This is a genomic window from Paenibacillus sp. FSL W8-0186 (assembly GCF_037969765.1).
Classification (GTDB): domain Bacteria; phylum Bacillota; class Bacilli; order Paenibacillales; family Paenibacillaceae; genus Fontibacillus; species Fontibacillus woosongensis.
Map to the genome: position 1 here is coordinate 1,056,564 of NZ_CP150207.1, position 24,066 is coordinate 1,080,629.

A 24,066-nucleotide genomic window follows, 5' to 3' on the forward strand; every position below is an offset into this window, starting at 1 on the left:
TAGTGACAAGCCATACCTCTTTCAGTTCTAGTTCTCGATGACGATCCGATCAAGCTTCAGGTTAACCGGGTTGGCGATCGTATCGCCTACTGGACATTTACTCTCCAGAAAATGTACGAACTCTTCCACTTTTTCACGAGGGGAGCTGGTTTTAACATAGAACGTATACCGTATATCGGAGTACCCCGGACGAACGTCCGACCGATTGAAGAAGCCGTCCAAATCGATATCGCCTTCTACTTCCACGCGGAAATCCTCGAGCTCAACATTGAATTTCGGGGCATATACCCGGGCGACTATTGCCTGGCACGCGCCGAGCGAGGCCAGCAGCGCTTCGACCGGATTCATTCCGGTATCCGTTCCTCCCAAGCTCTTGGGCTCATCGATGATCAGTTCGAATTGGCGGGAAGCCGTCTTGACTTGTACGCCGTTTTGCAGGTGTGCAGTTGCTTTGAAGGTTTGTACAGCAGCCATTGCTTCATCTCTCCTTTGTTTAAATCATACTTATCCGCTAGGTTTTATTGAATTATATGCCTGGATTACCCGAATGTCAATACAAAAGTAATGCGGACGGGACATTCACACATCTCAGACTCCTTCAATACTGTGTACTACGAAGGAGGATGGGGAATTATGCTTTACGATCAAGCTCTTATGAACGGGCTGTCGCTTAAAGAAGACGGCTGGAAATACGATGCTTATCGGCAGTTTGCGTTGAAGCTGGCCGATACGGAATATTTATTTCCTTGCATTCCGGCAACGATAGGCTTTAAACGGGGGCAATTCAGGTACGGATTCGCCAGCGATCCCCGCACGGACGAGGCTGCGGCAGAGCTGGCCGGACTGTTGGGGAGCTTCGGTGACGAATCGCGAAGCTGCGGGAAATACACATCGCTGATACTCTTTTTCGAGACGCCGCAGGAGCTGGTGCAGAGATGCAGCGTGGAGGAATACAGGGAAATCTTCTGGAGGCTGCTGCTCAAAGCGAGGGAGCTGGATAACCGGGACTGGCCAGAGCATATCCCTGGAGATCCCTATGATCCGCTCTGGGAATACTGCTTCGGCCAAGAGCAATATTTTGTGTACTGCGCCACTCCGGCCCATCGTCTGCGGCAAAGCCGGCATTTTCCTTATTTTATCATGGCGATCACGCCCCGCTGGGTGCTGGTGGAATTTAACGCGTCTGCCGAAGCTGCAGCCCATATCAAGCATAAAATCAGGGAGCGGATTACGGGATACGATGCAGTCGGCATTCATCCCGATTTGAACAGCTATGGAAACGAAAATAATTTTGAGTGGAAGCAGTATTTTCTCGGGGATGATTCGGCTCCATCAGCTTCACGCTGCCCTTTTTCCGATTTTCGCTCCAACAAAACTTGATCTGGTAGTCGTACAAACCTTCCTCCCTGAATAAAATGGTACAAGTTCGGGCGACGATTTGCGCCATGGGAGGAGAGGATGAGGCATGAGCTTGTTTGTAAGTTATATTTTGCTGGGACTGTCGCTGGCCGCGCCGATCGGTCCCATCAATGCCGCACAAATGGACCGGGGGATTCGCGGCGGTTTTTGGAATTCCTGGGTGCTGGGACTCGGATCTTTGTGCGCCGATTTTATATTTATCGGCCTTGTTTATTTCGGTACGGTTCACTTCCTGCAGGTTCCTTTCGTAAAAACCTTTCTTTGGCTGTTCGGCAGCTTCGTACTCCTGTACAGCGGCTGGGAGGGGCTGAGGGGAGCGAGAGAGATAGCGGAATATCGGAACGCCAGGCAGGAGTCCTTATATAAATCCTTTGGCGCAGGCTTCTTCCTGTCGATTTCCAATCCTTTGTCGATCATGTTCTGGCTGGGGATTTACGGCTCAATCTTGGCGAAGGCGGCTCAAACCTACGGCACGAAGGAGCTCGTCCTTTATACCTCTGCAGTCGTAATGGGCCTGGTGATTTGGGATTTGACCATGGCGGCCATGTCCAGCGGGTTTCGCCGGCTGCTGACTCCGCGTCTCTTAACGGGCATTTCCGTGCTCTCCGGGCTGTCGCTCATTGTCTTTGGCTTTTATTTCGGCTGGCAGGCCTGTCTTGAACTGTTCGGTTAACATCGTAAAAACGCACATAAGCTTCTTAGAGCTGGACATTTGGCGTATTCGGTTCTTTGGCTAATCTGGATATGCACGCCGATACAGGGCAAGGCCCGGCATCGGTCGCAGCGCGTACAGATTTAGTACAAAGGAGTGGGGAAAGCATGCCAAAGATCGCGGACAAATATTTGGCGGTAGATCCGTGGAAGGTCGTGGAGGAAGGTTTTGATGCGGGGCGGAACCGGGTGTCGGAATCGATTTTTTCACTAGGCAACGAATATATGGGGGTCAGGGGGTATCCGGAAGAAGGGTACCGCGGGGACACACTGCTTGGGAGTTACTTTAACGGGCTGTTCGAAGAAAGCAAAGTGGGGGCGCATTACAAGGGGATCATCCAGTCGCTGCGCTTCATGGTCAACGCGGTGGATTGGCTCTATACGCGGATTATGGCGGACGGAGAGACCTTTGACATGGCGGTGAGCGCATTCTCGGACTTTCGGCGCGAGCTCGATTTCAGGAGCGGAATATATAAACGTGAATTGGTATGGCATTTGACTAACGGCAAAAGGCTTAAATTGACGTTCGAACGTTTTGTCAGCATGCGCATATCGAACCTGGGGTGTCAGCGCATTACCTTTGAGCCGCTGAATTTCTCCGGCACGATCCGGGTCATTGCGGGCCTGGACTTTGCCGTGCTGCACGAAGATCAGGGGCGCATGTACTGGGAGGCGGTGCGGCGAGGGGAACAGAATGGAAATACCGCCATGCTTGGCCGGACGGTACAGACGAAGAACCGACTGTTCTCCGGGTTTCGGCTGGAGGCGACCGATGTGGTGGAGGACGCGGCGGCAACGGGAGCAACGGATTGCGATGGGCGCTTTATCGGCCGGGAGCTGCTGCTTAGCTTGAAACAAGGCCAAAGGACGGTTATGGACAAGCTGACAGTAAATCTGGCGGAAAAAGACGTAAGCCGCTCGGACGAGGAAATATGGAACGACGGGCTGGAGCTGGCCCTGCGCTGCGCGGATCTCGACTATGATGCCGCGGCTGCGCAGCAGCGGGAGTATTGGACACAAGTATGGAAAACATCCGACATTGTCATTGACGGCGATCCGGAGAATCAGCAGGGTATCCGGTTTTGTATTTTTCAGCTGTACCAAACGTACCATGGCGATAATCCGGGCTTTAACATCGGGGCGAAGGGCCTGACAGGCGAAGCCTATCGCGGGCTTGCCTTCTGGGATACGGAGTCGTATTGCCTGCCTTTCTATATATTTAACAATCCAAAGGCGGCCCGCAGCTTGCTGGAATTCCGCTACAGGTCTCTGCCCCATGCCGTGGAAAGAGCGAAAGAGCTTGACTGCGAGGGGGCGTTCTATCCGATCGCGACGATCGATGGAACGGAGAGCTGTGATTTGTGGCAGCATTCCAACCTGCAGCTTCACGTCGGCACGGCGGTGGCTTATGGGATTCGGCATTATGTGAGCATTACGGGAGATACAAGCTTTTTATATGAAAAAGGCGCAGAAATGCTCATTCAGATTTGCCGGTTCTATGCCGCGCGCGGGCAATACGGGCAAAAGACGGGCGAGTTCGGCTATTTCGGCGTGATGGGGCCCGACGAGTTCCAACTGATGGTGAACAACAATTGCTATATTAACTGGATGGCTAAAAAACTGTTCGAATACACGCTGGAAGTGATCGGTGCAATGCGCGAGGCCGATTTCGGCACATTTGCTGCGCTGGCGGAGCGCCTGGCTTTGACGGAAGATGAACAGGCGGATTGGCGGGAAAAGGCCGATCGTATGAAAATTCCCCAAGATCAAGAGACGGGAATTTATGAGGAGCATGATGGGTTTTTCGATATGCCGCATCTGGATATTCATTCGATTCCGGTGGCGGAATTCCCGTTATACGCGCATTGGTCGTATGACCGGCTGTATCGCTACGATATGATCAAGCAGCCGGACGTGCTGATGTTCATGTTCCTGTACAGCAGCGAATTCACTCGCGCGGCCAAGCGCGCCAACTACGATTACTATGAGCCGAGATGCATTCACGAGTCCTCCCTGTCGCCGTCGATCCATTCCATCCTCGCCGCTGAGATCGGCCGGCCGGAGGAGGCTTATAAGTTCTTCGAGTTCGCGACACGGCTTGATCTGGACAATTACAACCGCAATACGCGGGAAGGGCTGCATACGACTTCGATTGCTGCAGCCTGGATGAACATCGTGTATGGCTTCGGGGGCATGCGCTCCGACGGGGAAAAGCTGGTGTTCCACCCGAGCATTCCGGATCACTGGGAACGGTACAGCTTCCAGGTGTTCTACCAGGGAACCAGACTGATGGTCGAAGTCAATCAGGAGCATGCGATTTTGCGCGTTGCCGATGGCCCTGACGTAGAGATCCTAATTTACGGCAGAGATTATCTCGTTGCAGCCGCTGGGGTAAAGGTCGGGTTGGAACAGGCCAAGGCGGGGGAGCCGGGATGAGCTGGATTGTACAGGAAAACGGTTTTGATCGGCGGCGGATAACGGCGAACGGGAATAAATTCATGATTGGCAACGGTTATATGGGCTACCGGGGCACGCTGGAGGAATTTGGCCGGGCCGAGCTGACGGCAGTGACGCTCGCTGGCCTCTATGACCGGGCAGGAGATCAGTGGAGAGAGCCGGTCAACGCTCCGAACGGCATGTTCACCCAGATTTACTGCAGGGGGGAGCTTCTCGGCTTGTTGGCCAGCGAGGGAGAGCCGCTGGAGCATATCCAGGAGCTGGATATGCTCCATGCGTTGCATCGCCGCCGGACGGTGTACCGCATGCCAGGCTCGGCAGACGGTGGCCGGGTTACGGTGAGTATGGAGCGGTTCTGCAGCGCGAAGCGTCTGCATCTGCTCGCGGGCCGAGTCTCCGTGCAGTGCAGCGAGGATTGCGAGCTGTTGATCCGTACGGGCATAGATGGAGATGTATGGGATATCAATGGCCCTCATTTGGCCGGGCTGGCGGGTGCGGATGCAGAAGGCAGCCTGCTGCTCACCGGGCGGACGCAAGAACTGCAGGTGCCGGTCGCCGTAGCGGAGGCCTGGGCATGGGCCAGTGCTGGAGAAACAATAGCGGGGGGGTGGAGGGCAATTGAAGCAGCGGTTGGAGCGGCTGGGGAGATGCCGGCTGAGATGAATGAGTTGCCGTTGCCGTGGAAGACGGAAACGAAGGTGGGAGCAGACTTCGTCTTCCGTGAAATCCGGCTGCGCTGTAAGGCGGGGGAAACTTACACGTTCCATAAATTCACGGCCGTATTTACGGGTTTGGATGAGGGGGGCGATGCGGGGGAAGCTGCGCTGAAATACAGCCGGGAGGCCGCTGCACTCGGATACGAGGCTCTGCTGAAGGAGCATGCCGAGAGCTGGGAGCGGAAATGGGAGCGCTCGGACGTGGTCATTCATGGCGACGGGGAGGCCCAGGCTGCCTTGCGATACAGTCTGTACCAGCTGCATATTATCTCGCCGGGACATTCCGAGAAATTGTCCATCCCGGCCCGCGGCTTGTCGGGTCAGGTGTATAAAGGAGCGGTGTTCTGGGATACGGAGATGTTCATGCTGCCGTTCTACCTGCATACACAGCCGGAGATCGCGCGCAACCTGTTGATGTACCGGGTGCATACGCTGGACGGGGCACGGCGAAAAGCGGCCGAGTACGGCTACGAAGGCGCGTTTTATGCCTGGGAAAGCCAGGAGACGGGAGACGATGCCTGCACGCTGTTCAATATCAATGACGTGTTCACCGGCCGCCCGATGCGGACTTACTTCCGTGACAAGCAGGTTCACATCAGCGCGGATGTCGCTTACGGCATATGGCAGTACTATCTGTTTACCGGAGACGGCAGCCTTCTGCTCGAGGGGGGAGCCGAGGTTGCCTGGGAATGTGCGCGATTCTACTATTCTTACGCGTATTTCAACCCGGGGAGACAGCGCTATGAAATTCTCGATGTCACCGGTCCTGACGAATATCATGAACGGGTACACAACAACGCCTTTACCAATGCTATGGTCAAAAAGTGCCTGTCTATCGCGCTGGAGGCAATGGCTTATTTGCAGGAGAAGCAGCCCTGGCAATACGAAGCATTGTTGTCAGGCAGTACGGTCAAGCCTGAGCAGCTGCGGGAAATGCACGATCGCCTGTATGTTCCACATCCGGCTGCAGACAGCCGTCTCATTGAGCAGTTCGACAGATATTACATGCTGGAGGATTTGCCTCTTGCCGAACTGCAATCAAGAATGCTGAATCCGCAAGAGTATCTAGGCGGGGGAAATGGTCTGGCTACGACGACGCAAATTTTGAAGCAGGCTGACGTAGTGCTTCTGCTGCACCTGTTCAGTGAGGGCTATGACAGGGACACGAAGCGAGCTAACTGGGAATATTACGAGCCCCGTACCGAACACGGCTCGAGCCTGAGCTCCTGCATTTATGCCCTGGTTGCCGCAGATATCGGCATTCCCGACTGGGCCTACCCTTATTTTATGCGGACGGCTACGATCGATTTGACAGGGGACTCGAAGCAGTACGTTGGGGATTTGTATATTGGAGGCACGCATCCGGCGGCAAATGGGGGAGCTTGGATGGCAGCGGTGCTTGGCTTTGCGGGACTGCGCTTTGACGGCGGAACAGTGCGGTTCAAACCGTCCCTGCCGGGAGAATGGCAGGGGGTGGAATTTCCGCTGTGCCTGCGGAATCAATCTTTCCGGGTTCAAGTTGCTCCATCGAAGGTGACCGTCCAGGCGCATGCGGATAACGTTCGCGGCCTGCAATTTCAATGGGGGGAGCAAATCGGATTTGCCGGGCCAGGAGAGACGGTCAGCTTCACGTGTGAATCCACTTCCCTGAGCTGATCAACTATGAAATGCTGAGAGCATACAGAGTAGAATTTTAAAGGAGAGAAGCACGGTGCTGAACACGATGAAAGGCGCGATATTCGATCTGGACGGCGTGATCGTAGATACGGCGAAATATCATTACTTAGCCTGGCGAGCGCTGGCCAAGCGGCTCGGATTCGATTTTACGGAAGAAGACAATGAACGGCTTAAAGGAGTTAGCCGCATGGAGTCGCTGCGCATACTGCTTGAGATCGGAGGCATAGAGGCCGGGGAGGTGGATCGGCTGGAGATGGCAGAGATGAAAAACAGGGAGTACGTGAGCTCCATCTCCAAGCTCAATCCCTCCGAAATATTGCCGGGTGCGAGGGAATACCTGGAATTGCTGAGGGGAAGAGGCGTTACAATTGCATTAGGCTCAGCTAGCCAAAATGCAGCTTTTATATTGTCGCGGCTCGGTATCTCTGAGTTGTTCGACGCCGTGATCGACGGGACGAAAGTGTCGCAGGCGAAGCCTGATCCTGAGGTGTTTCTAGCAGCCAGCGAAGCGCTGGGGCTTAGGCCGTCCGAATGTGTTGTATTTGAGGATGCCGCTGCAGGCGTTCAGGCGGGAAAGGCGGCTGGCTGCAAGGTGGTAGGAATCGGCAGCCCCGATATTTTGCACCAGGCAGATCGCGTGATCGCTGGACTATATGAACTAATTTAATCAGACCAAGCGAAACTATATTCTATTCGTTGTAGCGATCCTGCTTTTTTGGCAGGATTGTTTTTTTGCGTGATCATGAAAAAGAGGAAGAGGAGAGGACAACCAGATAGGGCTGTGCTAAAAGCTGGCGCTCCCCGGGGCCCGGGGGCTCCGCCGCAAAATAGTGCTCATCGGAGCTGGATGCTCCGCTGCGGGTAGCGTTCCACGTGCACCCGATGGTAGGCAGCGGCTAGCTCCCCGTGCGGGTGTAGTGCTGCAGGGAGCGCCCGGGTGGGGGCTGAATGATGCGCTCGGGGGAAGTGCTGCAAGGTGCGCTCCCCGTGCGACTATTCTCAAATAAGGGCTATCGTCTGTAAACAAGCTAAATGTATTTTATACATCTAGTTCAAGCTCTTTTATCAAAAATCCATGCGCTAAATGTAATACATGCAGTTAGTTTGCCTGAATGGAGCTCATTCGCCGGAATAGCCTAAAACTAAATGTAGGTTTTGCAGTTAGTTCCCCCTAACACGGCCAAAACCGATGAACTAACTGCATGAAATACATTTAGTATCTGATCCTGACCATCTAGCAGTTAAGTTTATTGGAGGGTAAGACTCCACTTTTATTAGAGGGCGTGAGGAATGTGCAGGAATTGTTCCAGTGTAAGGCTAATTTGAAAGAAGGCAGGTGATCATTTTGCATTTTTGCATCATTCAGGCCAACTGTGAGGAGATACTCGGAGAAACTCTGCATTATTGCAGTATTTCCGCGATCAAACTTGAACTGACCGAATCGGCCGTGTGTTATGACGTGGACCGGGTAGCAGAATCGAAGAAATGCCCATGATGTGCATAGAAATGCGCATACTTGCCCGTTTTCGCAATTGATATAGTTGAGATGCCGGGGGTGCATGGCAGGTGAAAATAAGACTAAAAAGTCCGCTCTACAGAATGAATGTGAAGCGGCAGCTTATTTTGCTGTTTCTGGTCGCAATCATTCCGTTTTTTGTCCTGAACGCTTATGGCAACTACCGGGCCGGGCAAATTTTGAAGCAGCATGTGACGAACGCCTACATCGAGCTGAACAAGCAAAATTTCAAGCTGATCAGCCGGGATATCGAAGCGATCAACAAGGTAAGCTCGACCGTATTCCAGAATGCGCTGCTGCAGAAATTGAATCCGGTTTCAAGGGAGGAGACGGTGCTGGAACGGGTAAAAAACTACGAAAATCTGGAGAAAGTTCTGGCCTCCTACTCCCAGGACAGTGACGAACGCGAACCGCTGTATTATTCGCTGTACGTTTACGACCCTGATAATACATACAGCTTCGCCCCCTTCTACCCGGGGCCTCGCAAATCAGGTGTATATTTTTTTGACGACGGAGAGAAGCCGGAATGGTTCGATGAGGCAATCGGGAAGAAGGGGCGCGGATATTTGCGGCTTGTGGAGCATTTGTCTCCGCCCACAAGGGGGCAGAGCAGCCAAAAAACACTGGCCTATATCCGGGCCATAAACAGTATTTACACAAATGGAACGATCGGCGTCCTGGTGGTGACGAACTTGGATGCCCGGATCGGCGAATCACTGCGGACGGTATCGCTGCCGGAGGGGGAACTCTTTTTTACCGATGGGGAGAACCGAATATTGGCGGCCAGCACACCTGGGCACGAGGCCGTGCTGAGCTTGCCTGCGGAGGCTGATTCCGGCGAGGCGATGATCGGGGTGACGAATGTCATTACCGACAAGTTTATTTATGTCATTAATTATAATTACGTTCTTCAGCAGAAGCTCGTATACAAGGTCCCCTTGCAGGCACTGCTCCAGCAGCAGAACGAGATCAAACAGGTGATCCAGCTGATTTCGATCGTTTATTTCGCGGTTGGCCTGTTTATTTTGCTGTATTTCTGGCGTTCACTAATGACGCCGCTGCAGCGGCTGGTGTATTTCGTAAGAAGATACGAACCCGGGAACGTTGTCCCGGAAACGCCGAGGATGAAGAGGAACGACGAGATCAGCGTGCTGATTTATACGATATACGACATGGCGCGGCGTCTAAATTCGCTAGTGCATTACAAATATGCGATGGACTTGAAGCAGAAGGAAAGCCAGCTGCAGCTGCTGTATCAGCAGATCAATCCGCATTTGCTGTACAACACGCTAGAGAGCATTTATTGGAAAAGCACGCTAGAGGGCAATACGGCCTCTGCCGAAATGATCAAGGAGCTATCCAAGCTGATGAAGATCAGCCTGAGCCGGGGCAGGGAGTTGATTACACTGGAGGAAGAGTTGGAGCATGCCTCGGCCTATATCAAGCTGCAGCAGCACCGGTACGAATATCAGTTTCACGTTGGCATCGATATTCCGGCGGAGCTGCTTCCGTTAGCCATTCCCAAAATTACGCTGCAGCCGCTTATCGAGAACGCAATCATCCACGGGGTGAGGCATATGGGAGAAGACGGCGAAATATGGATCAGCGCCTCCGGAGACGAGGAGCACCTGTTCATTCGCATTGAGGATAACGGCTATAAGTCTGTCGACTATGATAGGATCAATCGTCAGCTGCATAAAGAGAACCCTGACCCGTCGTTTGGTTATGGGATCGGCAATATTAATCAGCGCATCAAGCTGCACTTCGGAGCGTCTTTCGGATTGAGCTATGCCGGACGCCCGGGAGGCGGCACCAGGGTGACGCTGCATCTTCCGAAGTCACTCCAAGACCGGGAGCAGCAGGAATTGGGCCAAGATGGTAAGCAGAAGTAACAAGCAAACCGTAACAACGGCATGACATGCAATGTAACAAGCAGCCGCCAATAAGCAAACCGCAACAACGACATGACATGCAATGGAACAAGCAACGCCAATAAGCGGAAGTAATCAAAAAGGTAGCAAGCAAAGGTAGCAAGCAAAGTAGTAAGCAAAGTAGTAAGCAAGAGTACCAACAGACATAGCCAACAGACACCATCAACAGACGTAACAACAAGACACAACAAGCAAACGCAACAACGCATCAATCAAACGCAACAACCAGACACCACCAACAGACACCACCAACAGACACCACCAACAGACACCACCAACAGACACCACCAACAGACACAACAACCAGACGCAACAAGCAAATGTAACAGCAAAATGGCAGGCAAGCGTAACAAGGAACATCACAGGCAGGGGGGAGTGCATATGTACAACATTTTGCTCGTTGACGATGAACCGTTGATTTGCAAAGGCTTGGCGGGGTTTCTGCAGGAATCCGGGCTAGATTTGGGCTTGGTGCATACCGCATACAGCGGCCAGGAGGCGCTTGATTGCATTCGCATGGAAGAGATTGATCTGCTCGTCACGGACATCCAAATGGGAGAAATGAACGGCATCGAGCTGATGCAGCAGGCCAAACTGATCAAGCCCTGGGTGCAGACGATCATTATTTCAGCCCATGAAACGTTTCAATATGCGCAGATGGCGCTTCGGCTGGGGGCGAAGGATTATCTGATCAAGCCGCTGAACAGCGGGCAATTTCTCGACGCGGTGCGGAACGCCCTGCTCAAAATGGATAAGCCGGACCCGCTGATTTATAACTTTTTGGCACCGGAGGCGGAGCATTTTCAAATGGAGGAGCTTGAGCCCGAGCAGTGCGAAGGACTGAAGCGATTGCTGGCTGCCCCTGTCCCTGCTGCGGCCGGCATCGCTGGGGATCAGGCCGTGGTGCAGCAAGGCGAGCTGGGGCTGCGGGGGCCTTATTTTGCCGTGATGAAAATGAAGCTGGATTTGCCAGTCAAAGATCATGACGCTTATACTGCCCGGGATCACCAACTGCTCGAATATGCGGCTCTAAATGTGGCCAAGGAGCTGCTCTACCAGGAATGGAATGCGCTGTCCTGCTTCACCGCAGAACGGGAAATCTGTCTGGTGCTCCAATGGAACGAGCGGGAATACGCCGAACTGGACGTCAACAAAATCAATCAGCTCGAGATGATTGGCCGCAGCCTGCACCATCATGTTCACAAATATTTGGGCGTGGCCGCTATGGTAGGTGTCAGCCAAATTCTGAAGGGAGCGGAGTTCCTGTCCGTACTCGGGCAGCAGGCCGATAAAGCGATACAGTGGGGCGCCGGACATGGGGATTATCATGTGTTCTATTACGGCGATTTTAATTGGCATAACTACGCGCAAGACCCCTCTGCCGAGGAACTGACGACGCAAAGCAACCGGATCGTTGAAAGCGCCAGACTCTACATTGAAGCGAACTACCATCAGAAAGGGCTGACCATCCATGAAGTCGCTAAGAAAAACCATGTCAGTCCCAATTATCTCAGCTATCTATTCAAAAAGAACACCGGCCACAATTTGTGGGAATACGTGATCAAGCTGCGCATGGAGGAGAGCAAATCCCTCCTTCTGAATACCGACCTCCGCCGCTACGAAATCGCAGAACGCGTTGGCTACGAATCGCCGGAGCATTTCAGTAAAATCTTCAAAAAATACTACGGTGTCAGCCCAAGCGAGCTGAAGAAGTAAGATCGGCTATAGTTCGCATAGTTTTGCACATGTTCGGCGCTCCCTCGTTTTTTTAAGATATAAGAAAGGTTCCAATAGCTAGACACTACAGAGGAGTGAGGGAGTCGCGTGAAAAAATATATGTGGGGGTATTTGTTTCTCGTCCCGGCGATAGCGGTATTTATCGTTTTTTTGTGGGTGCCGATCGGAAAAGGCATCGTGTACAGCTTCTATAATATCGATTTCGTGAAAGGGAACACCTTTGTCGGCTTCGACAACTATATCAAAATATTCAACAATCCCGATGTGCTCCTATCGGTTCGCAACACACTTTATTTCATGTTGTTAACTTTGGTGATTGGCTTCTGGGTGCCGATTGCCGCCTCGATCGCCATATCCGAGCTCCGGTTCTTCCAAGGGTTTGCGCGGATCGCTGCTTATTTGCCATTCGTCGTGCCTGGTGTCGTGCTGTATGGGATGTGGAGATGGATGTATGATCCGGTCGGTCCGATCAATGCGCTGCTGGGCTGGTTTGGAGCGGAGCCGATTTCGTTTATTTCCGATGGCAGCTGGTCCATGGTGTCGCTGGTCGTCATGGAGACCTGGCAGCAGTTCGGATCGGCGATGCTGATTTATTTGGCTGGGGTGCTGAGTATTCCAAAGGACTGGTACGAAGCGGCGGAAATCGATGGGGCCGGCGTCTGGAGCCGGATAAAATACATTACGCTGCCCTCGATGCGGAATTTGATCGTATTGATGCTGATTTTGCAGCTCATCGGCACCTCCCAGGCCTATCAATCGCAGCTGGCCATGCTGGACGGCGGGCCGAACAAGGCGACGCTGACCTATGCGCTGCTTACAGTGAAATACGCCTTCACGCAGCTTGATTACGGGGCGGGAACCGCGCTGGGCGTGCTGATGTTCCTGGTGCTGAGCGTGCTCGGCATCATGCAATACAAGCTGAACAGGGAGGATTATTAGGATGGAAGAGAGAGGGATTCTATCGGCAGCCGATTTAAGGAAGCCGTTCAATAAGGCCGTATACATTCTGATGGTGCTGTGCATAGCGGTCATGGCGTTCACGATGCTGTATCCGATCGCGATGACGATGTTCAACGGGCTGAAGACGAATCAGGAGATCAATACGTTTCCTCCGCGTTTTTTTCCAACGGAATGGCACTGGGAGAATTTCGCGAAGGGCTGGAGCTACATCAAGCTACCTGTGTTTTTGAAAAACACGCTGCTGATCTTTGGCGGCAACCTGGTGATGACCGTCCTGGTGCTGGGGCTCGCGGCCTTTAGCATTTCGCGCATTCGCGTGCCGTACAGCCGGGCGATCTATTTCTTCATCCTGATGACGCTGTTCATTCCGGCGGCCAGCTACATGATTCCGAATTTCGTGAATCTGAAGGAGCTCGGGCTGTTGAATACATATTGGGCATTCTGGCTTCCGGCCGGGGCTAGCGCGTACTATTTTCTGCTCATTAAAAATTTCTTCGACGGCATTCACCCGGAAATTTTCGAAGCGGCGCGGATCGACGGCGCCTCGGAGCTGACCAGCTTTGCACGGATCGCGCTGCCGCTGTCCATACCGATCTTTGCTACGCTGGCGATCTTTATTTTCTCCACGGCCTGGAACGACTGGTTCTGGCCCTCGCTGGTCATGCATACGGAGGACAAATACACATTAGCTACCGCGATCTATAAATACGTGATTAACGCGAGATCGCTGGATAGCAGCATCAAATTCAATATTTTATTTATGGTCATGGTTCCGCCGATCTTCGTCTTCCTTGTCTTTCAGAAGTTTATTATGCGGAGTGTCAGCCTGTCGGGGGTTAAAGGGTAGTGTGCGATTCCGTAGCCCTGCACATGATCGCCATATGAATGGACATCGTGTTCTGGACCGGTCGTCTTCTATGATAAAGATGCAACCAACAACAAATAGGAAAAGGGGAGTATCGATGCGCAAGTTCTCAGCAGTACTGGTATGCCTTCTGCTGTTCGGAACGCTGCTTGCGGCATGCAGCGGCGGCGGCAGTACGAAGGTCAAGGAAGAGGGAGGGTCTGCCGGCAATGGGGGCGGCAGCAGTAATACCGGGCAGGCCGAAGAGCCGGCCGACGACATCACCTCGCGGAAAATTACGATTAAAGTCCATTATCCGCTGCCGGACGAAACGACGCTCAGACAGCAGGAGGACGATAAAATTGCCCGGTTTCAGGCCAAATACCCGAACGTGACGATCATTAAAGACGACTGGGCCTATGACGTGAATGAAATCGGCGTGAAAATGGCTGCCAACGAGGCCCCGACATTCTACAACACTTGGGCTACCGAAGCGAACTTCCTCGTGGAGCGCGGCTGGGTCGCCGATATTACAGAGCTGTGGAACAACTGGGAATACAAGGATCAGATGAATGAGGTATTACAAAGCCAGTTTAACGTCGACGGTAAAGTTTACGGCGTTACGCAGAACGGTTATATAACGTCAACGGTTGTGAACAAGAAGCTGGTGGAGGATAGAGGCATTACGCTCCCTGCTCTGGACTGGACCTGGGACGATATGTACGACGTAGCCAAGGCGGCTGCCGATCCGAAGAAAGGCATTTCCGGCATTGCGCCGATGGGTAAAGGGAATGAGGCCGGCTGGAACTGGACAAATTTCCTGTTTGAAGCCGGCGGGGACATCGAGACGGTGGAGGACGGCAAGGTCAAGGCGATGTTCAATTCTGAGGCCGGTGTGAAGGCGCTGGACTTCTACAAGAAGCTGAGATGGGAAGCAAACGCCATTCCGCAGGATTGGGCGCTGGGCTGGGGCGATGCGGTCAGCTCCTTCCAGCAAGGCCGTACGGCCATGGTTATTGCCGGGGCGTTCGACGTGCTGCAGGCGGCATTAAACGAGGGCGGCATGAAGCCGGAGGACGTCGTGGCGTATCCGATGCCTGCCGCGGAGAAGGGCGGCAAGCATTACGGAATTCTGGGCGGCAATTATCTCGTCATTAATCCAAATGCGACGAAAGATGAACAGGAGATGGCCTTCCGTTACATCACGTTCGACTACTTTACTGATGAAGCGCTGAAGTCCGTGGAGGATACGATCCAGGCCCGCAAAGCGGAGGGCAAGTATTTTGTTCCGACGCCGCTGGAGTATTTCAGCGACGATTCCGAGTATGCGGCCAAGGTGAAGGCGATTTACGAAAAATACGACAACGTGTACAAGTATGATCCAGAGCTGTTCAATCTGCTGGAAGGTAAACCCGAAGCGCAGTTTGGCACGCAAGACTATTATGCGACAATGTCCAATGTCGTGCAGGAATCCTTCTCGAAGAAAGGGACGGATTCCAAGAAGCAGCTTGATGCCGCCGCGAAGTTTGTGCAAGAGAACTATTTCGATAAAATCGAGCAAAAATAGCATATGTCTGTTTAAGGCGGCTCCGTTATTGCGGAGCCGCTTTCTTGGCATGCCGCCGCTGCGTCAGGCGGCTGCCTGAATATTAACGCTCCTTTGTCAGCACAATAAACCATAACTGTGTGCAAATATATGGATAAGGGAGTCCGGTGCGTTGAACGAAACAAGCAAAGATACAAAGGATAAACTGCTGAAATGGTGGCAGTTATCCTTGATGGGCGTCGCTTGCACGATTGGGACGGGTTATTTTCTCGGGACGGGCGTAGGGATCCAAATCGGCGGCCCGGCAATCATTCCGGCATTTATTCTGGCTGCGGCCGGAACATTTGTCGTATTTGACGTACTCGCCAAAATGTCCTCAAAAGATCCCCAGGAAGGCTCATTTTGCGTATATGCGCGCAATGCCTTTGGACGCTGGGCTGGATTCAGCAGCGGCTGGGTGTATTTCTCTTCGGAGATTCTCATTATGGGAAGCCAAATGGCAGCCTTGTCTCTGTTCACCCGGCTATGGTTCCCGGGAGTCCCGATGTGGGTATTCGCCTCGGTATATGCGGTGCTTGGTTTATTTATTATCATTTTGGGGACAAAAGGCTTTGAACGGGCGGAGCATTTGTTTGCGGTGGTCAAGCTAGCAGCAATCATTGCTTTCCTTGGCTTGGCAGGCTCCGCGCTTTTGGGCTGGCTCGGCGGAGGCAAGCATGCGCCAAGCTGGCCGGTGCCTCTCTTTCCGACAGGAGCGATCGGCGGATGGTCCAGCCTTATTTATGCGTTTTATGCGTTCGGCGGCATCGAGGTCATGGGGATGCTGGCGATCCGGTTAAAGAACCCGGAGGAAGCTCCAAAGGCAGGGCGCTGGATGATCGGAACATTAGCCATCCTGTACATCGCTTCGCTGGTGGCGGCTTTAAGCCTGGTGCCCTGGAAAACGATGGGGGCAAAGGAAAGTCCGTTTGTCATAGCACTGAAAGGGTACGGCTTAAGTTTTGTGCCCCATTTTTTTAATGGAATTTTCATTATTGCCGGGTTTTCCACGATGGTTGCATCGCTGTTCGCCGTCATTACGATTCTGGTGACGCTGGCCAAAAACAAGGACGCTCCTCCGCTGTTCGCCAAGGTAAGCCGCGGGCAGAAGAAAACCCCTTATTACGCAATCGGGGTTACGGCAGTTGCTCTGGGCGGCTCCATCTTGCTGGCCCTGCTTCTGCCAGAGAAGATGTACGAATACGTAACAACCGCTGCCGGGCTTATGCTGATGTACAACTGGATTTTTATTCTCTTCACGGCAGGCAGCCTGCTGGAGCTTGGCGGATGGGAGCAGGTCAAGCGCTGGGGCAGTACGGGTATCATTCTGCTGGCGGTAAGCGGTACGATGTTTCATGACAAGAGCCGGCCGGGGCTGTGGATCAGTCTGGGGCTGGTTGCGCTAATCGGCGGGATCACGCTGCTGATGAGGCGAGTCTGGGACAGGATAAAGGCGAGACGCAGAGGCAGGGTGCGGAGAACCAGACCCAAGGGCGAGCTGACCTAGTTCAATCTCGCAGTCGGTTACGGGAATGAGAAGGCAAAAGAGGAGGCAGCTTCAATGGCTGTCTCCTCTTTTGGGTATGCGTCCGTAAAGATGCAGGCTGGTCTGACAGGATGAGCAGTGAACCCGATTTACCGCTCATCTGGCCGTTCCGGTGCATCATAATCCCATCGCGAGGGGATCAGGACTATGTTTTGTCGAGAATTAGGGTATTGCTTTGTTCAGGTATCTGTTAAAAACTTTAACATAGTCTATGACATAGTTCACCTATAAGAAAGTATAGGTCTAAAGAATTGTAAAAATTGTCTATAAATAGGACATCCGACTGGCGATCGAAACTGCTTCCGTACTGGATTGAACACCAAGCTTCTCGAAGATGATTTTTTTATGATGATTCACAGTACATTCTTTGATGTTCAACTTGATGGCAATCGACTTTACCGTCTGTCCCTGGGAGATGAGCCTAAGCACATGAAGCTGGCGCTCGGTAAGCTGTACCGGGCGTTCTTCCACGGGCGGAGGCTCGGGCAGGCTCTGCATCCTGCTCAGCATGTTGCCAGGGATCAGCTTGGCGATGGCGATCAGCTCGCTTTTCATATTCGCGTTAATGGTCGAGACGTCTAGGTAGCCTATCGTTTTCGATCCAAGGGTCAACGGTGTTGAGAAACAGTGCCAGGTCTTGAAAAAAGGACTTTCATGCTCTTCAGGTGGCAAATAGATCGGTCCTTGCTTGGCCATAGCTTCCGAAATAGCGTTAACCCCGCAGCTCTCCTCCGTAAAATACATGCCTACCCGGATCTCGGATTGGCGAACGACCTCCTCCAGCGTCTTGCAGTAGTCCATGGCGATCAGCACACCTTCTGCGTCGGTTAATAAAAACAGATAGGTGCCTGATATATGCTCTTTTATGTGGGCGATGCAATCCTGAAATATAGATATGAGTGGTTTGTTGCTCTGCAGAATTTGTTCAAAATGCGATTTCGATGTAAAGACGGCGGCTGATTTTGAGGACGGCTGCTGAGATGCAACTTTTTTTTCGGACATGATGTGTGACCCCCTTTACTGCCTATCATGCAAAAAAATATAGTTCTCTACCTATTTATCGGGTAAACATGTGTAAAATTTGAATAAACATTGTAAAATTTGAGCGCACCCTTCAAAATAAAAGAGAACTTATCATAGATTATTATAATAGATTTGGCCATGAAATGGGCAAAGGGAGACGGAAGAAATGAAACTGGTGTCATGGAATGTCAACGGGCTGAGAGCATGTGTCAACAAAGGGTTTTATGATTATTTCCGGGCAGCGGATGCCGATATATTTTGCGTGCAGGAAACGAAGCTTCAGGCGGGGCAAATTGATCTCGAACTGGGCGAGGAATATGAACAGTACTGGAACTACGCGGAGAAGAAGGGTTATTCGGGTACGGCCGTATTTACTAGAATAAAGCCGTTGTCCGTGCGATACGGCATCGAGGAGGATTCAGAGCCGGAAGGGCGGATCATTACGCTGGAGTTCGAATCCTTCTATTTAGTGAATGTATACACGCCGAATGCGAAGCGGGACTTATCCAGGCTGCCTTACAGGCTGGAGTGGGAGGAGCGGTTCCGGCACTATTTGGTGGAGCTGGATCGCCATAAACCGGTTATTGCCACAGGAGATATGAACGTGGCGCACCGCGAGATTGATATTAAGAACGCCAAGTCAAATATGGGGAATTCCGGCTTCACGCTGGAGGAACGGGAGAAAATGACGCAGCTGCTGGAGGCCGGGTTTATCGATACGTTCCGCTATTTTTATCCAGACCGGACGGATGTCTACAGCTGGTGGTCTTACATGCCGAAGGTCCGGGAGCGCAATATCGGCTGGAGAATCGATTATTTCCTGGCTTCGGCCAAGCTCGGCGAAAGCCTGGCGGGTGCGCAGATCGATTGCCATGTGATGGGTAGCGATCATTGCCCCGTGGTATTGGAGCTGGCGGATATTTAAAAACTAACTTTGGGCATAGTTTTACTGGCTGAGACAAGTTGCCGACTGAGGTCGGAGCTTTCTCGGCTTTTTGTTATATTCCTAAAATTTATAGCTTAACATGCCGATAAAGCTACAAGACAATTTCCACGTATTGGAGTTGGAATTGGATTAAGGAGAGAGGAAAGTGACGTTTTGAAGATTTTATGGATTGTTGTAGGCGTTATTGTAGCAATTGTAGTACTGCTTATCGCAGGTTTGCTTGTAGCAAGCAAGCGGCTCGATAAGCAGAATAAGAAACTGCGGCTTGAAATGGAACAGTCCCACCGTTTGCCTAACGAGAAGCAGCATTTGTTGGCCTACGGAGCTAATCTTGCTCTATACCGTTCTGAGTCGCCAAGAATTCTGCCGGTGAAGACCGGGTTGGACACATTGAGACAAGGGCTTGCGTCTGCCTGGGACATTAGCAATTCAGAGGAAGCTGTTGAAACCCTCGAGTGGCTTTTGACAGAAGGACATCGTGCCGATTACGATGAACTGCTGGCGGCGCTTCATGCCGGGCAGAGCTTTACCGCAGAGGAAGTGGGCAAATCACAGGAGTGCTACGAGTCTGCCAAAAGTGAGTTGATTAAGAAGCTATCTTTTGCGGAATCCGATTTTACCCGGTTGGATACGATTGCTGCCTGGGACTATGACCGGGCTGTAAACATTGCAAGGTGGAGCTTCATCGTCGGATACATAACGGAAGAACAGGCCTGGGGGTATATCGGGAGAGCGGCTGATGCTGCAAGCCTTATCTTTGATACCTGGAAAGACTATTTCATTTCATTCTCATTGGGTCGGGCTATTGCTTACGAAGGCGATATTTACGATATTCTCTGGAATGGCAAAGAGCTGCTGGAGGAAAAAGATTCAATTTGGCATGAGTTCAGCATTAAGCGGGCCTCATAATAAGATGGAGTCTACATACATATTGAATCATTTACGGATATTTAGGGCGGGTATACCTTCCTTGAGATTATGTTGATGATGCAATAATGCAAAATAGCGCATGCGTATAGCATGCGCTATTTTATATCTGCGCCAATCACTTTATATTACAAGCCTAATTTATGCCCCTTCTCCAAACGTTGAATTTGCTCCTCGCTGCTTTCGGCAAGTTCTCTGAACTGATTAATGGTTTCCCGCATTTTAGGGAGCGCATTCTGCTTATAAGTGCTAATGGAATCCAAGGCGGACAGCACGTCAGTAAACGCTTGTTTCAGCGTATCTACCGAAATGCTCGTTTCAAGAGCCTGCTTTTGAATGGCCGCACCTTGATCTTTCAGCATTCTGGAGGTGCTGCTGATTAAGTTGTTCGTCGTTTGATTGAGGAGTTCAATCTTTTTCAGGACAATTTTTTGATTATAAAGTGCGCTTGCTACAGTAACCGATATTTTCAGGGCGGAAACCGTAACGTTTCTGGCTCTGTCGACTCCTCTAATCAACTCTTTATTATTTCGCATGACGACTTCAATGGCCATGATTCCCTGCTGATTGACGACCAGCATTTGCTGCAGATCCATCACGCGCTGGCGCAAAGGAAATAGCACTTCTTCGGTGATGAATCTGATTTTGTCTTCGGATTCCTGCCGAAGCTTTGCCGCACCAAGCTGGGATTCGATTTCTTCGTCCATCAGCATGCCTAATTGGATTTCCTTTTGCAGCTTTTTCGTAAGTTCTCGGAGTGCCTGCTGTTCAAACTCTAGTGTCGTATTATCGTTCTTCAGCACGGATTTGCCTTTATCGAGCGAGCTGATGATACCGGAAATGACGGCGTCGGCTTTTTCGAATTTGGCAAAATAATGCCGCAGCGGATTAAAGAATTTGCCCAGGATGCCGGTCTTAGTAAAGTCGATCAAACTCGGGTCTAAATCTTTTAATTGGATATGCAGCTCCGTCAAGCCTCTGGCAACCTGGCCGCCGTCATCGCCCGTTTTTGATAAGTTTCCGACAGAGACATGCAGCAGGGCGTTTTTCTCCGAGGATACCCTCATGGTGCTCATGCCGAAGCTGTCAATCGATTGTAATATTGCTTTCCGTTTCTCCAGCGACTCGATATCTAAATCCAAAATCGCCGAGACATTGTTCAAGGCCAGCTCTTTGAGCTGCGAGACTTCCTCATTATCGGGCTTTACCTGCTCCTCAATAGCAGACTTGATCTCTTCCGGATTGATAACTTCCATCGAAAATGACATGTCATTCCTCCTCTTGATTAAGAAATCTACATTTGAACGTTAAGCAGGTTGCTGATCTTATACACCACATCATCGGTATCGGCATTGATGCTGGCTGCTTCATTAATGCTGGAAATGCTCTCGAGCGCCTTGATGTTGGCATTGTAGCCAATCGTGTAAATCGGGATCTTGTAGGTCTCGATCAAACCTCGGATATCTTTAAGGGAGTGCCCTTCATTGGTTTCTCCGTCGCTTAATACAAAAATCAGCGGTTTCACATCGGGGTTAGCCGCGAGCTCGTCTTGGAGCATCTTTACTGCGACCACAATGCCGTCAAATGTTGCTGTTCCTCCGCTAGCCTGAAGGCTGTTAATCGCACCGACAAACATAGACTGGTGATTCGTATCGTATTTACCGATCGGCAGATTGATGGTTACGTCGTCGGAATAAGAAACGAAGCCGATACTGTTGTTGCGGCCCAGGTATTTCTGACCGGTTAACAGTGATTCCTTCAATCGATTTAAAGGCTCGCCTGCCATACTGCCGGAGACATCAGCTACGAATACGGCGGCAATCGGCTTGTTGCCGTCCTTTTTTTCCTTCCATAGCTTTTGCGCCGCCGATAAAGTATTTCCGTCAACTACATCCAGCTCTGCACGATAATCATCAAGGCCGTTGAAGCCTTTTTTCTTGGCTAGGCTCTGGTATTTATCCTGCTGGGTAAACTCTGCAAATTTCTTGATGATCTCCAGTTTCTCCTGAGGCAAATCGCCCAGGGCATATAGCGGGCTGTCATGCCGGACGCCAAAAGGCGTAAATACATAGCCGCCCTTCAGATCTTGAGAATTCGCGTAAATTTGATATTCCAGAACGAAGGCATCCAGCATGCCTGTGTGCGCAGCCTCGCGCATTTGCAGCGTAGTTGAAGCGGTAAAAGGAACGTTGGCCTGGAATTTCTCGAACCCTTGAACCGCTTTGTCGCCAAGTAAATTGGAGCTGTCGAAGGTCTTGAGCGCCGTGATTAGAAAGTTAATGCCCGTGGAGCTGGCAAAAGGATCCGTGTACCCCATGGACAGCTCGTTATCGGCGATAGCCTCTGTAATCGTCTTGACATTTAAAGCCCCGTATTTGTCTACCAATTCATCGTATTTAGCTTTACTGGATACAATGCCTGCCACGTTACCGGCAAGACGGTTGGATATCAGCTGGGTCTTAATGCCCTGCGCCTTGACCATTTCTCCCCAGAGCTCATTGGAAGGGGTAAAAGCGTCAGGGATATACTTGCCTGATCTTATGTAATCTGTTGCTGTACCTGAAGCGATGTTGCGGATCTTGACGGAAACCGCCTTGCCGTTCACGGTGATCTTAGCGCTGTTGAAGTCTTCAGCCACCTCATTCAGCCATCCATCGACTCCTGTGCCAGATTTCTCTGTAGAGGAGAAGATCTCGACAAAGCTGTCTGTCGTGTTGTCCACGGATATCGGAAATTTAGAAATATCGGGAAGGGAGTCGCCGACGGACACGGGATCAAGATCGATTTGCCCCTTAATGGCTTCCGCGCTAGTAACTCTAATATCTTTATAAAGCTTTTCAAGGCGTTTATTTGCATCTTCCGAGGATATTTGCGTTTGGGATTTGCCCAAATTAGATGTTAAGTTAATGCCAAAATAGATAAGAGCAAATACAACTACGGCAATGATCGCTAAAGTTAAAAACGCTTTGCCTTTGCTGGCCATTCACATCTTCCTTTCCTACTTATAGTATTTGGTCTGATTGATTAGAGCATCTATTTCCTTCATGCAGGGCATCTCCTCAATTTCGCGGTAATCCGTGCTTCCAAGCAGAGATATTTCCAGCAGCAGCTTATCCAGCTTGAGCAGGATTTCTTCATTTGCTTCAAGGTACCCTGTCACATAAGCGAGATATTCGTGGTAGAGCTTTGTTTTTTGTTGAACTATTTTTTCTGAAAACTGCCTAGCGGTATGTTGACCGGTAAAAATAGGGAACTCGGAAGCATTGAAGACGCTAAGCTTGTTCAGAATGCCTTTGATATTGAGGTAGAACAGCTGCTCAACCTCATGAATTACCGAATTGAACCTCTTATAGCTCAGCTCAGCCGGATCAAATCTTTGACTAAGAACATCGGCGAAGGTGTCCTTTCTCTTCTCCATGCGATCCAGTTGATCCAAAGCGAGAAGAATATCCTTTTTAAGCGCTTTTTCATTTTTGTAATGGCTGAGAGCGATTATGTAGTCTTCGTGTGTTTGTATGTCTCTTACAGGCGTTACAACAGGAACTTTAATGACCCAGATATAGCTCCCGTAAAGCACGATAAGGATGCTAATGATTAACAGGGTAATGCCGAATGCTGTCTGGAAAGCGCTCGCTCCCCCGATTTCCACCCCTATTAATCCCGGGGACAAAATGACAATATTCAGGAATACGATTCCGACAATAAGTCCCGCCAGTTTAAAGATATTCGAACTATTCAAAATACACACCTCCTCTGCTAAAGCTAGGGGGATAGGATGGATCGTTGTGATAATTTTAACAGAGTTTAACTGCAGGAGCTCCAAATATTTCTTAATCATTAAGATATTATAATGGTCCTGTTTCTGTTATTACGTTAATGCATTGGCAATTGTTTCAAAATGTATTTAGATCCTCCAAAGGGTGAACTGGAACTGGACGATGATGGTCATTAAATATTGCCGCTTATTCATGGAGAAGAGGGGGGTTAGAGCCGTAGCAAGGGAGTGTTCGGGCGGGTCATCTACTGCTGTGGTTTCCACTTAATGTCGTCGTACGATTGTATATGAAAATT

At 51.1% G+C, this 24,066-nt stretch carries 18 protein-coding genes; 13 read left to right on the top strand and 5 right to left on the bottom strand.

Annotated features, from left to right (window positions below; genetic code table 11):
* Positions 1 to 27 precede the first annotated feature (27 nt).
* The gene (locus MKX50_RS04455; protein ID WP_155609942.1) at positions 28 to 474 is read right to left on the bottom strand and encodes an OsmC family protein; all 447 of its coding nucleotides are present in this window, start codon (positions 472 to 474) and stop codon (positions 28 to 30) included.
* Positions 475 to 633: 159 nt separating this feature from the next.
* Here MKX50_RS04455 and MKX50_RS04460 point away from each other — a divergent pair, with 159 nt between their 5' ends.
* The 11 genes from MKX50_RS04460 to MKX50_RS04510 all read left to right on the top strand — a co-directional run bounded on the left by MKX50_RS04460 (position 634) and on the right by MKX50_RS04510 (position 17,060).
* Entirely contained in the window at positions 634 to 1,380 is a 747-nt protein-coding gene (locus MKX50_RS04460; RefSeq protein WP_339158517.1) for a YqcI/YcgG family protein, read from the top strand.
* An 85-nt stretch (positions 1,381 to 1,465) separates the two neighbouring features.
* Entirely contained in the window at positions 1,466 to 2,092 is a 627-nt protein-coding gene (locus MKX50_RS04465) for a LysE family transporter (RefSeq protein WP_213594090.1), read from the top strand.
* A 146-nt stretch (positions 2,093 to 2,238) separates the two neighbouring features.
* Positions 2,239 to 4,566, top strand: a complete 2,328-nt coding sequence (locus MKX50_RS04470) for a glycosyl hydrolase family 65 protein (protein WP_339158518.1) — start codon at positions 2,239 to 2,241, stop codon at positions 4,564 to 4,566.
* Positions 4,563 to 6,959, top strand: coding sequence for a glycosyl hydrolase family 65 protein (locus tag MKX50_RS04475; protein WP_339158519.1), 2,397 nt, complete (start codon positions 4,563 to 4,565; stop codon positions 6,957 to 6,959). The genes MKX50_RS04470 and MKX50_RS04475 overlap by 4 nt, the downstream gene beginning before the upstream one ends.
* A gap of 55 nt (positions 6,960 to 7,014) precedes the next feature.
* Positions 7,015 to 7,647 carry a beta-phosphoglucomutase gene (pgmB, locus tag MKX50_RS04480; protein ID WP_339158520.1) on the top strand — a complete coding sequence of 211 codons (633 nt, stop codon included), beginning with the start codon at positions 7,015 to 7,017 and terminating at the stop codon, positions 7,645 to 7,647.
* A gap of 899 nt (positions 7,648 to 8,546) precedes the next feature.
* Positions 8,547 to 10,388, top strand: a complete 1,842-nt coding sequence (locus MKX50_RS04485) for a histidine kinase (protein WP_339158521.1) — start codon at positions 8,547 to 8,549, stop codon at positions 10,386 to 10,388.
* Between the two features lie 420 nt (positions 10,389 to 10,808).
* Complete coding sequence (locus tag MKX50_RS04490) at positions 10,809 to 12,143, top strand: response regulator (protein ID WP_213594098.1); 1,335 nt, start codon at positions 10,809 to 10,811, stop codon at positions 12,141 to 12,143.
* A 120-nt stretch (positions 12,144 to 12,263) separates the two neighbouring features.
* Positions 12,264 to 13,103, top strand: coding sequence for a sugar ABC transporter permease (locus MKX50_RS04495; RefSeq protein ID WP_244996826.1), 840 nt, complete (start codon positions 12,264 to 12,266; stop codon positions 13,101 to 13,103).
* A gap of 1 nt (position 13,104) precedes the next feature.
* Positions 13,105 to 13,971: a carbohydrate ABC transporter permease gene (locus MKX50_RS04500; protein ID WP_213594102.1), complete on the top strand. Its 867-nt coding sequence runs from the start codon at positions 13,105 to 13,107 to the stop codon at positions 13,969 to 13,971.
* Positions 13,972 to 14,086: 115 nt separating this feature from the next.
* Positions 14,087 to 15,535, top strand: a complete 1,449-nt coding sequence (locus MKX50_RS04505) for an extracellular solute-binding protein (RefSeq protein WP_213594104.1) — start codon at positions 14,087 to 14,089, stop codon at positions 15,533 to 15,535.
* 151 nt (positions 15,536 to 15,686) lie between these two features.
* The gene (locus MKX50_RS04510) at positions 15,687 to 17,060 is read left to right on the top strand and encodes an amino acid permease (RefSeq protein WP_339158522.1); all 1,374 of its coding nucleotides are present in this window, start codon (positions 15,687 to 15,689) and stop codon (positions 17,058 to 17,060) included.
* 303 nt (positions 17,061 to 17,363) lie between these two features.
* On the opposite strand, the gene MKX50_RS04515 is transcribed toward MKX50_RS04510, so the two are convergent.
* Positions 17,364 to 18,101 (bottom strand): LuxR C-terminal-related transcriptional regulator, encoded by a 738-nt coding sequence (locus MKX50_RS04515; RefSeq protein WP_213594108.1) that lies wholly within the window; start codon positions 18,099 to 18,101, stop codon positions 17,364 to 17,366.
* Positions 18,102 to 18,288: 187 nt separating this feature from the next.
* On the opposite strand from MKX50_RS04515, the gene MKX50_RS04520 reads away from it, so the two are divergent.
* Both MKX50_RS04520 and MKX50_RS04525 read left to right on the top strand, forming a co-directional pair.
* A complete protein-coding gene (locus MKX50_RS04520; RefSeq protein WP_213594110.1) occupies positions 18,289 to 19,047 on the top strand; it encodes an exodeoxyribonuclease III in 759 nt (252 codons plus the stop codon).
* A 174-nt stretch (positions 19,048 to 19,221) separates the two neighbouring features.
* Entirely contained in the window at positions 19,222 to 19,977 is a 756-nt protein-coding gene (locus MKX50_RS04525) for a DUF1266 domain-containing protein (RefSeq protein WP_213594112.1), read from the top strand.
* A 146-nt stretch (positions 19,978 to 20,123) separates the two neighbouring features.
* On the opposite strand, the gene MKX50_RS04530 is transcribed toward MKX50_RS04525, so the two are convergent.
* From MKX50_RS04530 to MKX50_RS04540, 3 genes are read right to left on the bottom strand one after another with little or no spacing between them, the layout of a single operon-like run.
* Positions 20,124 to 21,263, bottom strand: a complete 1,140-nt coding sequence (locus tag MKX50_RS04530) for a toxic anion resistance protein (RefSeq protein WP_213594115.1) — start codon at positions 21,261 to 21,263, stop codon at positions 20,124 to 20,126.
* 26 nt (positions 21,264 to 21,289) lie between these two features.
* Positions 21,290 to 22,978 (bottom strand): VWA domain-containing protein, encoded by a 1,689-nt coding sequence (locus MKX50_RS04535; protein ID WP_213594117.1) that lies wholly within the window; start codon positions 22,976 to 22,978, stop codon positions 21,290 to 21,292.
* Positions 22,979 to 22,993: 15 nt separating this feature from the next.
* Positions 22,994 to 23,743 carry a hypothetical protein gene (locus MKX50_RS04540; protein ID WP_339160010.1) on the bottom strand — a complete coding sequence of 250 codons (750 nt, stop codon included), beginning with the start codon at positions 23,741 to 23,743 and terminating at the stop codon, positions 22,994 to 22,996.
* Positions 23,744 to 24,066 lie beyond the last annotated feature (323 nt).

What these genes read in the sequence shown, in the direction of transcription:
- MKX50_RS04455 (WP_155609942.1), bottom strand. Translation starts at nt 474, where the DNA reads ATGGCTGCTGTACAAACCTTCAAAGCAACTGCACACCTGCAAAACGGC.
- MKX50_RS04460 (WP_339158517.1), top strand. Translation starts at nt 634, where the DNA reads ATGCTTTACGATCAAGCTCTTATGAACGGGCTGTCGCTTAAAGAAGAC.
- MKX50_RS04465 (WP_213594090.1), top strand. Translation starts at nt 1,466, where the DNA reads ATGAGCTTGTTTGTAAGTTATATTTTGCTGGGACTGTCGCTGGCCGCG.
- MKX50_RS04470 (WP_339158518.1), top strand. Translation starts at nt 2,239, where the DNA reads ATGCCAAAGATCGCGGACAAATATTTGGCGGTAGATCCGTGGAAGGTC.
- MKX50_RS04475 (WP_339158519.1), top strand. Translation starts at nt 4,563, where the DNA reads ATGAGCTGGATTGTACAGGAAAACGGTTTTGATCGGCGGCGGATAACG.
- MKX50_RS04490 (WP_213594098.1), top strand. Translation starts at nt 10,809, where the DNA reads ATGTACAACATTTTGCTCGTTGACGATGAACCGTTGATTTGCAAAGGC.
- MKX50_RS04495 (WP_244996826.1), top strand. Translation starts at nt 12,264, where the DNA reads ATGTGGGGGTATTTGTTTCTCGTCCCGGCGATAGCGGTATTTATCGTT.
- MKX50_RS04500 (WP_213594102.1), top strand. Translation starts at nt 13,105, where the DNA reads ATGGAAGAGAGAGGGATTCTATCGGCAGCCGATTTAAGGAAGCCGTTC.
- MKX50_RS04505 (WP_213594104.1), top strand. Translation starts at nt 14,087, where the DNA reads ATGCGCAAGTTCTCAGCAGTACTGGTATGCCTTCTGCTGTTCGGAACG.
- MKX50_RS04515 (WP_213594108.1), bottom strand. Translation starts at nt 18,101, where the DNA reads ATGTCCGAAAAAAAAGTTGCATCTCAGCAGCCGTCCTCAAAATCAGCC.
- MKX50_RS04520 (WP_213594110.1), top strand. Translation starts at nt 18,289, where the DNA reads ATGAAACTGGTGTCATGGAATGTCAACGGGCTGAGAGCATGTGTCAAC.
- MKX50_RS04530 (WP_213594115.1), bottom strand. Translation starts at nt 21,263, where the DNA reads ATGTCATTTTCGATGGAAGTTATCAATCCGGAAGAGATCAAGTCTGCT.
- MKX50_RS04535 (WP_213594117.1), bottom strand. Translation starts at nt 22,978, where the DNA reads ATGGCCAGCAAAGGCAAAGCGTTTTTAACTTTAGCGATCATTGCCGTA.